Origin of the sequence: Rhizobium sp. H4 (genome assembly GCF_003013335.1) — a bacterium.
Classification (GTDB): domain Bacteria; phylum Pseudomonadota; class Alphaproteobacteria; order Rhizobiales; family Rhizobiaceae; genus Rhizobium; species Rhizobium sophoriradicis.
The window spans coordinates 352860-365683 of record NZ_PSOW01000001.1; the positions used below are offsets into that span (position 1 = coordinate 352860).

At 61.3% G+C, this 12824-nt stretch carries 17 protein-coding genes; 12 read left to right on the forward strand and 5 right to left on the reverse strand.

All coding sequences use genetic code 11. From position 1 onward, the window contains the following. Positions 1–134 precede the first annotated feature (134 nt). From iolD to iolB, 3 genes are all read left to right on the forward strand, one after another. Positions 135–1985, forward strand: a complete 1851-nt coding sequence (gene iolD, locus C4N04_RS01810) for a 3D-(3,5/4)-trihydroxycyclohexane-1,2-dione acylhydrolase (decyclizing) (protein ID WP_106795310.1) — start codon at positions 135–137, stop codon at positions 1983–1985. Between the two features lie 65 nt (positions 1986–2050). Next, on the forward strand, positions 2051–2968 hold the full coding sequence (gene iolE / locus C4N04_RS01815; RefSeq protein ID WP_106795311.1) for a myo-inosose-2 dehydratase: 918 nt from the start codon (positions 2051–2053) through the stop codon (positions 2966–2968). Positions 2969–3159: 191 nt separating this feature from the next. Further along, the gene (iolB, locus tag C4N04_RS01825) at positions 3160–3957 is read left to right on the forward strand and encodes a 5-deoxy-glucuronate isomerase (RefSeq protein WP_009996048.1); all 798 of its coding nucleotides are present in this window, start codon (positions 3160–3162) and stop codon (positions 3955–3957) included. Positions 3958–4062: 105 nt separating this feature from the next. On the opposite strand, the gene C4N04_RS01830 is transcribed toward iolB, so the two are convergent. After that, entirely contained in the window at positions 4063–4503 is a 441-nt protein-coding gene (locus tag C4N04_RS01830) for a glyoxalase superfamily protein (RefSeq protein WP_106795313.1), read from the reverse strand. Positions 4504–4860: 357 nt separating this feature from the next. On the opposite strand from C4N04_RS01830, the gene C4N04_RS01835 reads away from it, so the two are divergent. Further along, complete coding sequence (locus C4N04_RS01835; RefSeq protein ID WP_077993137.1) at positions 4861–5193, forward strand: hypothetical protein; 333 nt, start codon at positions 4861–4863, stop codon at positions 5191–5193. Here C4N04_RS01835 and C4N04_RS32045 read toward each other — a convergent pair. Beyond that, entirely contained in the window at positions 5144–5389 is a 246-nt protein-coding gene (locus C4N04_RS32045; protein WP_106795314.1) for a hypothetical protein, read from the reverse strand. The genes C4N04_RS01835 and C4N04_RS32045 overlap by 50 nt on opposite strands. An 89-nt stretch (positions 5390–5478) precedes the next feature. Here C4N04_RS32045 and C4N04_RS01845 point away from each other — a divergent pair, with 89 nt between their 5' ends. Beyond that, positions 5479–6345, forward strand: a complete 867-nt coding sequence (locus tag C4N04_RS01845; RefSeq protein ID WP_106795315.1) for a LysR family transcriptional regulator — start codon at positions 5479–5481, stop codon at positions 6343–6345. A 55-nt stretch (positions 6346–6400) separates the two neighbouring features. On the opposite strand, the gene C4N04_RS01850 is transcribed toward C4N04_RS01845, so the two are convergent. Next, the gene (locus C4N04_RS01850; RefSeq protein ID WP_106795391.1) at positions 6401–6847 is read right to left on the reverse strand and encodes a host attachment family protein; all 447 of its coding nucleotides are present in this window, start codon (positions 6845–6847) and stop codon (positions 6401–6403) included. Positions 6848–6914: 67 nt separating this feature from the next. Between C4N04_RS01850 and C4N04_RS31505 the strand changes: the two genes are divergently transcribed. The 3 genes from C4N04_RS31505 to C4N04_RS01860 all read left to right on the forward strand — a co-directional run bounded on the left by C4N04_RS31505 (position 6915) and on the right by C4N04_RS01860 (position 8866). After that, positions 6915–7091 (forward strand): hypothetical protein, encoded by a 177-nt coding sequence (locus C4N04_RS31505; RefSeq protein ID WP_158775524.1) that lies wholly within the window; start codon positions 6915–6917, stop codon positions 7089–7091. A 158-nt stretch (positions 7092–7249) separates the two neighbouring features. Continuing rightward, positions 7250–7681, forward strand: a complete 432-nt coding sequence (locus C4N04_RS01855) for a pilus assembly protein PilZ (RefSeq protein WP_039618820.1) — start codon at positions 7250–7252, stop codon at positions 7679–7681. A gap of 72 nt (positions 7682–7753) precedes the next feature. Then, positions 7754–8866 carry a pyridoxal phosphate-dependent aminotransferase gene (locus tag C4N04_RS01860; protein ID WP_106795316.1) on the forward strand — a complete coding sequence of 371 codons (1113 nt, stop codon included), beginning with the start codon at positions 7754–7756 and terminating at the stop codon, positions 8864–8866. A gap of 186 nt (positions 8867–9052) precedes the next feature. Here C4N04_RS01860 and C4N04_RS01865 read toward each other — a convergent pair whose 3' ends face one another. Further along, a complete protein-coding gene (locus C4N04_RS01865; protein ID WP_038687885.1) occupies positions 9053–9319 on the reverse strand; it encodes a sel1 repeat family protein in 267 nt (88 codons plus the stop codon). 446 nt (positions 9320–9765) lie between these two features. On the opposite strand from C4N04_RS01865, the gene C4N04_RS01870 reads away from it, so the two are divergent. The 3 genes from C4N04_RS01870 (at position 9766) to C4N04_RS01880 (ending at position 12087) form a co-directional block, all read left to right on the forward strand. After that, a complete protein-coding gene (locus tag C4N04_RS01870) occupies positions 9766–10104 on the forward strand; it encodes a DUF2147 domain-containing protein (RefSeq protein WP_038687883.1) in 339 nt (112 codons plus the stop codon). A gap of 214 nt (positions 10105–10318) precedes the next feature. Beyond that, complete coding sequence (locus C4N04_RS01875) at positions 10319–10498, forward strand: hypothetical protein (protein WP_009995126.1); 180 nt, start codon at positions 10319–10321, stop codon at positions 10496–10498. 86 nt (positions 10499–10584) lie between these two features. Then, complete coding sequence (locus tag C4N04_RS01880; RefSeq protein WP_038687881.1) at positions 10585–12087, forward strand: AMP nucleosidase; 1503 nt, start codon at positions 10585–10587, stop codon at positions 12085–12087. Positions 12088–12096: 9 nt separating this feature from the next. On the opposite strand, the gene C4N04_RS01885 is transcribed toward C4N04_RS01880, so the two are convergent. After that, the gene (locus C4N04_RS01885) at positions 12097–12312 is read right to left on the reverse strand and encodes a hypothetical protein (protein WP_245317009.1); all 216 of its coding nucleotides are present in this window, start codon (positions 12310–12312) and stop codon (positions 12097–12099) included. A gap of 154 nt (positions 12313–12466) precedes the next feature. Between C4N04_RS01885 and C4N04_RS01890 the strand changes: the two genes are divergently transcribed. Beyond that, positions 12467–12823 (forward strand): YciI family protein, encoded by a 357-nt coding sequence (locus C4N04_RS01890; protein WP_106795318.1) that lies wholly within the window; start codon positions 12467–12469, stop codon positions 12821–12823. The last annotated feature ends 1 nt before the right edge of the window (position 12824 follow it).

Sequence of the window (12824 nt, forward strand, 5' to 3'; positions counted from 1 at the left end):
TCACACCGTGAGCAACGTCCTGCGGATGAAACCGCGCGGTGTGAATGGAAAGAGCCGAACAGGTTAGTCCCTCTCCCTTGTGGGAGGGCTTGGGGAGGGAAAAAGATAAAGAGTTAAAACTCCGGGAGACCCCGATGGGCAAGACGATTCGGTTGACGATGGCGCAGGCCGTCGCGCATTTCCTCAAAAAGCAGATGACGGTTGTCGACGGCCGGAAGGTACCGATCTTCGGCGGCGTCTGGGCGATCTTCGGTCACGGCAATGTCGCCGGCATCGGCGAGGCGCTTTATCAGGTGCGCGAGGAATTGACGACCTATCGCGCCCATAACGAACAGGGCATGGCGCATGCCGCGATCGCCTATGCCAAGGCGAATTTCCGCACGCGCTTCATGGCCTGCACGACCTCGATCGGTCCCGGCGCGCTGAACATGGTGACGGCGGCCGGTGTCGCGCATGTCAACCGCATTCCGGTTCTCTTGCTGCCCGGCGACGTCTTCGCCAACCGCGCGCCGGATCCCGTGCTGCAGCAGATCGAGGATTTCGGCGACGGCACAGTGTCCGCCAATGACGCCTTCCGACCGGTATCGCGCTATTTCGACCGCATCACCCGGCCCGAGCAAATCATTTCGGCGCTGAAGCGCGCCATGCAGGTGCTGACCGATCCGCTGGATTGCGGTCCGGTGACTTTGTCGCTCTGCCAGGATGTCCAGGCGGAAGCCTTCGATTATCCGGAGAGCCTGTTTGAGGAAAAGGTCTGGACGACCCGCCGGCCGCAGCCAGATGCGGATGAGCTCGCCAATGCGATCGCGCTGATCAAAGCCTCGCAGAAGCCGGTGATCGTTGCCGGCGGCGGTGTGCTTTATTCGCAGGCGACGCAGGAGCTTGCCGCCTTCGCCGAGGCCCACGCCATTCCGGTCGTCGTCACCCAGGCCGGCAAGTCGTCAATCGACGAGACCCATCCGCTGGCGCTCGGCTCGGTCGGAGTCACCGGCACATCGGCAGCGAATGCGATCGCCGAAGAGACGGACCTCGTCATCGCCGTCGGCACACGCTGCCAGGATTTCACCACCGGCTCCTGGGCACTATTCAAGAATGACAGCCTGAAGATGATCGGGCTCAATATCGCCGCCTACGACGCGGTGAAGCATGACAGCCACCCTGTTGTGGCCGATGCCCGCGAAGGGCTGAAGGCGCTTTCGGCGGGCCTTTCCGGCTGGAAAGCACCGGCGGCGTTGGCTGAGAAGGCCGCGGCCGAGAAGAAAATCTGGATGGAAGCTGCGGCGAAGGCGATGGCGACGACCAATGCCGCCCTGCCCTCCGACGCCCAGGTGATCGGCGCGGTGGTGCGCACGATCGGCGGCGAGAATACGACGCTGCTTTGCGCCGCCGGCGGCCTGCCCGGCGAATTGCACAAGCTCTGGCCGGCGACGGCGCCCGGCAGCTATCACATGGAATACGGCTTTTCCTGCATGGGTTACGAGATCGCGGGCGGCCTCGGCGCCAAGATGGCGCGTCCCGAACGCGATGTCGTCGTCATGGTCGGCGACGGCTCCTACATGATGATGAATTCCGAGATCGCAACCTCGGTGATGCTCGGCCTCAAGCTCAACATCGTCGTGCTCGACAATCGCGGCTATGGCTGCATCAACCGGCTGCAGATGGGAACAGGCGGCGCCAACTTCAACAATCTGCTGAAGGACTCCTACCACGAGGTGATGCCGGAGATCGATTTCCGCGCACATGCCGAAAGCATGGGGGCCATCGCCGTCAAGGTCGGCTCAATCGCGGAGCTGGAGCAGGCGATCGCCAGCTCGAAGAAGAACGACCGAACCTCGGTCTTCGTCATCGACACCGATCCCTTGATCACCACGGAAGCCGGCGGCCACTGGTGGGATGTCGCGGTGCCCGAGGTCAGCCCACGCGAAGAGGTCAACAAGGCGCGCAAGGGCTATGTCGAAGCCCGCGCTTCCCAGCGCATCGGTTAACGAGGTTACCGCTATTTTCCGGAGGAGCGCACCCGCTCCTCCCGATGTCATTTAAGGAGAATATGATGAAGGCCAAACTCGGCATGTCGCCCATCGCCTGGTGGAACGACGACCTTCCCGAACTCAGCGACGATGTGTCCCTGGAGGAATGCCTGCGGCAGTCGCGCAGCGCCGGCTTTACCGGCATGGAGCAAGGGCGCCGTTTCCCCAGCAACCCGGAAGAAATGCTGCCCATCCTGCGCGCCGCCGACGTGACGCTGTGCGGCGGCTGGTTCTCCGGCACGCTGGTCGATGAGGAGCTTGCGGCCAACAAGGACCGCATCGCGCCGATGATCGAACTGTTCAAGGCGGTCAATGCGCCCTGCATCGTCTATGGCGAAGTCGGCCGCTCCATCCAGGGCGACCGCTCCAAGCCGCTCGCGACCAAGCCGCGCCTCGCCGACGACGAGATGAAGGCCTATGCGCGCCGGGTCACCGAGTTCGGCGAATGGTGCGCCGAGCAGGGCATGCCTCTTTCCTACCACCACCACATGGCGGCCGTCGTGGAAACCGAGCCGGAACTCGACGCCTTCATGCGCAATTCCGGCGAAGGCATTCCGCTGCTGCTCGATGCCGGGCATCTCGCTTTTGCCGGCGGCGACGTGCTGCGCGCCATCGACAATCACCATGCCCGAATCAATCATGTCCACGTCAAGGACATTCGCCAATCAGTGGTGGATGGGCTCGACCGCAGCCGGCAGTCCTTCCTCGACGCGGTGGCGCTCGGCGCCTTCACCGTGCCGGGCGACGGTTCGCTCGATTTCGGCGCCATCGTCCAGCGATTCGCCGACCACGGCTATGAAGGCTGGTTCGTCGTCGAAGCCGAACAGGATCCGCGCAAGGCGCCGCCGCAGAAGATGGCTGAGATCGGCCATGCCGAACTGATGCGGGTGATGACGGCGGCTGGTTATACCGTGGAGACCGAAGGTTTTCCTAAGGGATAACGGGTGCAAAAGACCCGGGGCTTAAGAGCATCGTCGGGCAAGAAGCCCCCTCATCCGCCCTTCGGGCACCTTCTCCCCGCTGGGGAGAAGGGGAATAGAGACGGCGCGGCATATCCCTTCTCCCCTGGGGGAGAAGGTGGCGGCAGCCGGATGAGGGGGCCGCACCCCACAATTTATGAGGAGAAACACCAATGCCAAACCTCAAGGTGAAACCATCCGGCACGCATGGCCGCGTCACGCATGTCACCCCTGAGAATGCCGGCTGGACCTATGTCGGCTTCGATCTGAATCGCTTGAAGCCGGGCGAGACGGTTTCTGGAGAGACCGGAGATCGGGAAGTGTGCCTCGTCTGGGTCACCGGCAAGGGCCAGGCGTCGGCCGGCACCAGGGATTTCGGCACGCTCGGCGAGCGGATGAGCCCCTTCGACGGCGCGCCGCATGCGCTCTACATCCCGATGGAATCGACATGGTCGGTGACGGCGGAGACCGATCTGGAGCTGGCCGTCTGCTCGGCGCCCGGCGGCGGGACCTACCAGGCGAAGGAAATTCCGCCCGGCACGCATCCGCAGGTGACGCGCGGCAAGGGCACGAATGTACGCTACGTCAACAATATCATGCCTGAAGACGACAATTCGGCGCATTCGCTGCTCGTCGTCGAGGTGATCACGCCGGGCGGCCATACTTCCTCCTATCCGCCGCACAAGCACGATCAGGACGACCTGCCGAACGAAAGCTTTCTGGAAGAGACCTATTATCATCGCCTCAATCCGCCGCAGGGCTTCGGTTTCCAGCGTGTCTACACCGACGACCGCTCGCTCGACGAAGCGATGGCGATCGAGGACGGAGACGTGACGCTGGTGCCGAAAGGCTACCATCCGTGCGCGGCCTGCCATGGCTACGATCTCTATTACCTCAACGTGATGGCCGGGCCGCAACGGATCTGGAAATTCCACAATGCCGTCGAGCACGAGTGGCTAGTGAAGGCGTAAAGCCCCGGGTTCGATCGCTAAATAATCTGGCAGCGCCAAGCCTTTGCCATCTCGGCGCTGCTGCAGTTTGAATCTACATGTCGGCCTTCCAGGAAATAAGAGCAATCAAAGATCGAGCACCAGATGCGGCACGCCGTTCGAGGTTTTCCGCGGCGAGAGGCCGTCGGCATCGATCTGCGCGTTCACACGCTGGCGAAAGGCGGAAAAGCTCTCGAAAGTGACGACATCCACCGGCTCGTCGAAATGGATGGTGATCCTATGGAGATCGCCGCCCGGCAGGGCCGACAGTGCCAAAACCTCGCCGGTGAACGGTTGATTGAGATAACGGCCGCGAATATGGGCGCCGACGAAGAGCGGCGTCTTCGCTCCCGCATCGGGCTTTGCCGCAAGGGCTGAGAGTGTATTCCAATCGCGCGCGCCGTGCTGGCGGGCTATTATTTCCAGCGCCGCACTGTGGGTCAGCGGGGTGCCGCGATCGTTCATCGCCTGGCGCAAGCGCTTGGCCTGGGCCTTCAAGTCTTCAATGGCAGGATAGGTCGTCGTCATGGCGTCAGCCTTTGCAAGGCATGCTCTTCGAGTGCGGGATGGGAGCTCGCATTGCCGCCAGTCAGCATGCACAAAGGGCCGTGACCATGATCGCGAGGGCTTCACCATGGATTTTCATCCGCGAGCGGCCGGTGCCTCGAACCGGCCCTTTCTATGCGCGAAGGCTGCCGACATGTCAAGAATGGCGTATGTGCGCCGGGCAATGAGCAGATTCGGGGCAAATCTGCCCGAAATCGGTGCGATTTTCCGGGAGGTTCCGGCTATGCGCTCAATTCTAACGATGTTCTTCAGCAGTCGTCAGCATTCTTCAGCTAATATCCTGTGGTAGAACAAGCGGAGGCTAAAAGGGCCTTTCAGATGCACCTCGACACAGAACACCGCAAGGCGGAACGTGCTTACAGGGAATTCAACCTCGACAGGCCCGGCAACATCATCTTCGTCGGCCATCACCTCAGCACCGGAACGCAGGTGCGCTGCCTGATCCGAACGATCACGCTGGCCGGCGCGGTGCTCGAAGTCAGCCCGAGCCTGGAGATGCCGAGCCATTTCTTTCTCGAGATCCTCGGCATCCACGACGAGATCGGCGCCACCATGGTCAAGCGCGAAGAGGGACTGGTGACGATCAGCTTCAACATGCTGCTCAATCCGGAATTCCTGCACCACGTGCTGCGACTGAGCTTCGAAACCTGAGGCTTCCTTCAATCCGCGCCTTGTCGCGGCGCGGCCTCATCTCGCCTCTTCTTGAGGAGAGATACGAGAAGATCGGAATGATCCAGAGAAGTCCGCGCCATTCCGGGCCATCGAGCGGATCGGCCATGGGATCGCGGCGCATGCGGCGATTGCGGGTTTCGACTTCCTCGAAGAGAACGAACCAGTTGAGAAGCATTGCCTATCCTCCATCTATTGCTGGAGCACTTGAGCTAGGCCTTCACGCGCTCGCTATGTAGAGGCGCTGGAGAAAGGGGGTTTTCATCCATGAAAGATGCGAGCTGGGACGATCTGCAACTCTTCTTCCATGTCGCGACCGGTGGCGGGCTTTCGGCGGCGGCAACACGTACCGGCCTCAGCGCGCCGACGATCGGTCGGCGCATGCTGGCGCTCGAGAGGGCGACCGGTCGGTCATTGTTCAGCCGCGGCCCTACTGGCTATCTGCTGGCCAGGGATGGTCAGGAACTGCTCGAGCGCGTCCGGCTGATGCAGGATGCGGCGCAGGCGATCTCCGACTGGCGCGGCGAAGTGCTGATGCTGCCGATCGTCTCGACGGCCGCAGACAGCTGGACCCTGCGCTTCATCGCCGACCATCTGGCCGGCGTCTGGACGCCGAAGGACCGTTTCCGCATGTGCTACAAGACCTGTGATGCGGGCGTCGACTTCACCTATCGCGAGGCGCATATCGCCATTCGCCGCAGCCGGCCGGACAGCGGCAACGTCGCGATCCGCCGTTCGGTCAGAGTGGCCCATGCCGCTTACCAGGCGGCCGACTTTTCGCAGACCAATTGCAACTGGATTTCGCTTGGCACCGACACCGCGATCACCCCGGCGGACAAATGGACGTTCGAACAGCCGGATTATTGGATCACCAGCTGGACGAACACGCCGCATATGCTTTTTTACCTGATCCGTGGCGGGGCCGGCCGCGGCGTGCTGCCCTGTTTCATCGGCGATCAGGAACGCAAGCTCGTACGCGCCGGGCCTGTCATCGACGATCTGACCCACGAGATGTGGATCGTCGCGCATGACGATGAGCGGCAACGGCCAGAGGTCAGGACCGTCATCGACCGCCTGGCAGCGCTGTTTGCCGATCATGAAGACCTATTTGCCGGGCAGAGGCCGTCGATGTGAGGCAAAACAAAAACGCGGACCATTCAGGCCCGCGCTCTCCAAGGCTCGGGTTTGATCACGCGGCGAAATGTCGCTCGATTTCGTCGATCGGCAGATTGGTATAGTCCTTCGCCAATTCCGCCGAAATCGCTGCCTGCGTCTCGGCACTGAGTGCCGGCCGCAAGGTCCCGAGCGCCTTCGGCGGCGCGATGAGGACGATGCGATGCGCATCCTTTGCCTGGGTCAGCTCGTCCATTCGTTCCGCCACATGTTTCAGAAATTGCGCTTCGGCCTGCTCCTGCCAGCTGGTCTCTTCGACAGCGCTGCGGCTGAAACCATCGGCGGCATGGCTGCGGCCAGGCTTGTCGGCGCCGACTTCGCGATCGGGCTCGTTCGGCTGCGTCAGGGTTTCCAGCACCTTGAGGTTCATCAGTTGGGCATCGCCGGCATTCTGCATGATCAGAGCCTTGGCTCCGTTGCAGACTACGACCCATGATTTCCCGGGAATTCTGACGTCGGTCATCTTCAACTCCTCGCTGTCGTCATCGAAGCGCGCCATGCTTCATCGATCAAGACAGAACGTACGGCCATTGAAAGAGTTCGAGAAAATTGCGCCGGAAATCGAGTGGAGCTGCGATCCGGCTTCCAGCCGTCGCTGCTTTCCTTCCTTTGCCGACGCGGCGATTTGTGCAAGCGGCGTTGTAGGCATTGCCGACGGGTTCGATATCTTACCGTCAGAAATCTTGCTGAAACTGGTGCTGGAATGACTGCCGACGTCCCGATTGGGAACAAAATTTGAACTCGTTAAAATTGTCGTTTTATCTTTGACGAATGCGCAAAACATTCATGTGACCTTGGCCGGAGCAAGATCAGCTTGCACCAGAGCAGGAACCCCAACTATGCCCTGTCTGACGGAGAATGTAAGATGACTATGCTCCGCGCCACACACCTTGCCACGGTCAAATCCGCCATTTACGACCTGCGCTGGGAAGAGTTCCACGTCAAGCGCCCCGCCCGTATCGTCGCCGTCCGGCCGTGCCTCACAGGGGTTTCGATGCGAAGCGCCGAGATCATCGATATCTCGCAAGGCGGCGCGACCTTCATCGTGTCGACCACCGCCGGTCTGCCGAAACATTATTATCTCAACATCCTCGGCCTCGCCTATCGGATCGGCTGTGCCGAGGTCTACCGCAACAAGGAACGCATCGGCGTGCGGTTCATCAACCTGATGGATCCCGAGGTCCTGCGCCGCGTGGTGCGCACCGATTTCCTCGTCGGCAACATGGAAGCGATCGATGCACGGCGTGCGCCGCTGTTCCGCCCGCAAGCGTCTCCCATTGGTCAGCTGTCGAAATAATCTTGCTTGCCTTGGCCGTACCCCGGCCTATTGTTGCGCCAACCGTCAACATGTCCGGGAAATTGCCTTCGCATGTCCGCCTTTTCGCGCTTCACGCCGCTCATCAGCGCCCTGCCCTCCACTGTTCCCTTCGTTGGCCCCGAGGCCATCGAGCGCCAACGCGGACGTGCAGTCTTGGCACGCATCGGCGCCAACGAGAACGGCTTCGGCCCGGCTCCTTCGGTGCTTGCGGCGATAAGTGAGGAGGCCGGCAATATCTGGAAATACAATGATCCGGAAAATTTCGCGCTGAGGGAAGCGCTCGGCGCCCATCTCGGCATCTCCCCCGCCAATATCGCCATCGGCGGCGGCATCGACGAGTTGCTCGGCCAGATCGTCCGGCTGGTGATCGAAGCCGGCGCGCCTGTGGTGACCTCGCTCGGCGCCTATCCGACCTTCAATTTCCATGTTGCCGGCTTCGGCGGGCGGCTGGTGACCGTGCCCTATGTCAATGACCGCGAGGATCTCGACGGACTGCTCGAAGCCGTCAGGCGCGAGAATGCGCCGCTCGTCTATTTCGCCAATCCCGACAATCCGATGGGAAGCTGGTGGGACGCCGACAGCATCGTCGCTTTCGCCCGGGCACTGCCGGAGACGACGCTGATGGTGCTCGACGAGGCCTATAGCGAGACGGGGCCGGCAAATTCGCTGCCGTCGATCACATCGCTGATCGATCTGCCGAACATCGTGCGCACCCGCACCTTCTCCAAGGCCTATGGCCTTGCCGGCTCCCGCACCGGCTACGTCATCTCGACGCCGGGCACGGCGCAGGCCTTCGACAAGATCCGCAATCATTTCGGCATGAACCGGCTGGCGACGGCTGCCGCGTTCGCCGCCCTCAAGGACCAGGCCTATCTCACCGAGGTGGTCGGCAAGATCCATGCGGCGCGGGAGCGGATCGGCCGCATCGCCCGGGCAAACGGCCTTGAGTCGCTGCCCTCGGCCACGAATTTCGTGGCGATCGACGCCGGCCGCGACGGCGCTTATGCGCGGGCGATCGTCGACGGGCTGATGGAGCATGGCGTCTTCATCCGCATGCCCGGTGTGGCACCGCTCAACCGCTGCATCCGCGTCAGCGTCGGACCGGAGACCGACATGGCGCTGTTCGAGGAAGCGCTGCCGCAGGTGCTGAAGGCGATCGGCTGATAAAGCGTGATGCCGAACGTGTCAGCGGTTTTCGGACGACGTCATACTGATAATTCAACGAAGAACCGCGGCCGGTGGAGGATAGCCGGCCGCGGTGCTCTTCTCCCGGCATCGGCGTTTCAAATCGCCCCGCCAGCCCCTCTTTCGAGGTTGTTATTTCTGTCGAACCGCCAGCAGGAGACGGTTTCAGTGGACCGTCATCCATTCGCGGGCAGCACGCAACGCTTCCACGAGCTGCATCTTGTTCATGGTGGCGGCCACGTCGGCGCGAAGCTCGGCGGCGCGGTCGTTGCCCTTGATCGCGGCAATGTTCAGCCATTTGTGGGCAGCGACGAGATCGACGGCGCAGCCGCGGCCGGTCGCATACATCAGACCCATTTCGCAGAAGACATCGGCGCTGTTGTCGCCACCCATGGTGGCCGTTTCAGCATTGTGCATTTCAAAGCGTGCCATCGGTTTTATCCCTGTTAGCCTGTTGATGACTTACCCTGTTTTACCTCCGGACCTTGCCGTCTATCGCGGCTTGCAGCCCTTCAGTTTCGGCGGGTTTGCCCCGCTCGTTTGATGGCTTCACTATGCCGAACGGCCTTCAAAAAACGCCTAAAATCCATGATTAATTTGAGACAAACAAAGTGCAAACACTTGGTAAAATTGGATTTTTGTTAAACATCGGATACCTTGGAGCTTAGGGGTTTTCGTTCGAATTTTACGAAAGATTCAGATTCGAAAATAAACCGATCGTTCATCATGACATCAGCAGACAACAGTTTAAACGCATCGACCTCTCCGCTTTTTTTCTGCTTTCGGCGATCTCCGGCAATAGCCGATCGCCTGTATTTACCTTTACGTTCGCGTCAGTTATTTTCGCGGCCGGTCAAAAGGACATCAGGGAGGAAAAGATGATCCGCAGCTTCATTTTCGCCGGCGCCATCGCCGTCATCGCGGGCACCGCGCATGCCGAAGAGCCGATCGTCGGCAATTGGAAAACCGCCTCTGGCGAAACGGCGGTGATCGCGGCCTGCGGCGGCAGTTACTGCGTGACGCTGAAAACCGGCAAATACAGCGGCCGGAAGATCGGCACGCTTGCCGGCACCGGCGGCAGCTACGCCGGCGAGATCACCGATCCGGCCGCCGACAAGACCTATAGCGGCTCGGGCAAGGTTTCCGGTAATTCGCTGCGGATGCAGGGCTGCGTCCTGAAAATCCTCTGCAAGTCGCAGACCTGGACGCGGCTCTGATGCGATAAGGCCGACGCAGCAAACATTCAAAACGCCCAAGCATGCCGGCCGAAATGCCGGCATGCTTCGAAAGCTTCTCCGCTCGCCGATTTTCGGACAATCGCCCGACCCTGCCCCGCAAGCTGAACGGTGGATGAACCGGCATCTCAGCACTCGTTCAGCCGCCGCATGACAAAACTCATGTCATGGTTAGGTTGCCGTATCGGGGCATGAGATGAACCTCTACATTCTGGCAAGACGTTTCAGCATCATCACGCTGTTCGCAGCGATCTTCGCGGTCACATTTTCGGCGGTCGTCGTGCATGAGGGCGGCGGCGGCACGCAGTCGCATTTCGGTGCGAGCTATACCTGCCTGGAGAGAAACGGGACCTTCTGCGCGCCGACGGTGCGGTGAGCAGTCCAGACACGGAAGAAGATAAAAAATCGATTTCCGCCGGCGCACGTCGTTTGCTTGTCAAAAACAACTCTCTATAATGCGCCATGAACAAACGAATCTCCCCTTTGTCGCCCCTCGACATTTCCTCTCCCTCTCCTTTCCAGCCGCAGAGCTTCGATGATCCCGCCAAGGCCGTCGAGACGCTGACCGAACTCTACGAGCGCAATACGGCGTTTCTGATCCAGAGCTTCACCGAGCTTGCCCAAGGCGCTCCGATCGCCTCGCGCTACCGCGCCTTCTATCCGCAGGTGAGCATCGAGACGACCAGCTTCGGCCATGTCGATTCGCGCCTCTCCTACGGCCACGTCACGGCGCCCGGCATCTACACGACGACGGTCACCCGGCCGAAGCTCTTCAAGCATTACCTGAAGGAACAGCTGTCGCTGCTGATGAAGAGCCACAATGTTCCGGTGATCGTCTCGGAATCGACGACGCCGATTCCGCTGCACTTTGCTTTTGGCGAGGGCGCGCATGTGGAAGCATCGGCCTCCGCCTTCGTCGATGTCCCGATGCGCGATATCTTCGACACGCCTGATCTCAACACCACCGACGATGAGATCGCCAACGGCGAATATATCCCGCCGCCGGGCGAGCCCTCGCCGCTTGCGCCGTTCACCGCCCAGCGTATCGATTATTCGCTCGCCCGGCTGTCGCATTACACGGCGACGCATGCCGAGCATTTCCAGAACTTCGTGCTGTTCACGAACTACCAGTTCTATATCGACGAATTCTGCAGCTGGGCGCGCAAGCAGATGGCCGAGGGCGGCGACGGTTATACCGCCTTCGTCGAGCCCGGCAATATCGTCACCCTGCCCGGCTCGAGCGGGCCGGAAACGGATGCAACACTTGCCCGCCTGCCGCAAATGCCGGCCTACCATCTGAAGAAGAAGGGCCATGCCGGGATCACCATGATCAATATCGGCGTCGGTCCCTCCAACGCCAAGACGATCACCGACCATGTCGCCGTGCTGCGCCCGCATGCCTGGCTGATGCTCGGCCATTGCGCCGGCCTGCGCAACAGCCAGCGGCTCGGCGATTATGTGCTTGCCCATGCCTATATGCGCGAGGATCATGTGCTCGACGACGACCTGCCGGTCTGGGTGCCGATCCCGGCGCTCGCCGAAGTGCAGGTGGCGCTGGAGGCGGCCGTCGCCGAAATTACCGGCTACGAGGGCTTCGAGCTGAAGCGCATCATGCGCACCGGCACCGTCGGCACGATCGACAACCGCAACTGGGAACTGCGGGACCAGCGCGGGCCGGTGAGGCGGCTATCGCAGGCGCGCGCCATCGCGCTCGACATGGAATCGGCAACGATCGCCGCCAACGGGTTCCGCTTCCGCGTGCCTTACGGCACGCTGCTCTGCGTCTCCGACAAGCCGCTGCACGGCGAATTGAAGCTGCCGGGCATGGCGACGGCCTTCTACCGCACGCAGGTCAACCAGCATCTGCAGATCGGCATCCGCGCCGTGCAGAAGCTGGCCGCCATGCCGAAGGAAGCCCTGCATTCGCGCAAGCTGCGCAGCTTCTTCGAAACGGCCTTTCAATAGGCGGTTTCCTCATCGTCCCGCCACGACAGGCGCCGGCTGCTGCGCAACCACCTGCGGTCGGCCGGCAGCAAGGTTCAGCCCTGCTATCAGCAGGCTGAAGGCGAGGAAGGTGAAAGCGCTGCGCAGAAGAACCTTCAGCGCATCGGCATCGTCGAGCCCCAGTTGGCGCTTCTCATGGCGGCGTGCCCAGATCTGGCTTGCGATCGCGATTTCAAGAATACTCATTGCCGTTCTCCTCGACAGGTTTCGATGAAGCCTTGTCGAGTGCTGCCCTGCGATTTCGACAGCCGGCGGCGACAAATATTTTTTCTGCCGCTGTCGAAATGTGTGAAGCTCGATCGTCCAGAGTCATTGAAACATCGCAAGGAGGCAGTCTGCGATGAAATATCTCTGTCAGGTCTGGTTCGACGGCGCGGTGCTCGACGCGATGACGAAAGAGGAGAAGGCCGCGCTGGACGCGAATTCCTTGAACTACGACAAGGACCTTGCCGAAAGCGGGCACATGATCGTCGCCCAGGCGCTGCAGCCGCCGACATCGGCGGTGACCGTGCGGGTGCGGAGCGGTGAGACATCGGTGACGGACGGTCCCTTCGCTGAGACGAAGGAGGCGCTCGGCGGTTTCATCCTGATCGATGCCAAGGATCTCAACGACGCAATCCGCATCGCCGCCGGCATTCCGCTCGCCAAATTCGGCGCCATCGAGGTGCGGCCAATCCATGAATTGAGAGCCCAATGAG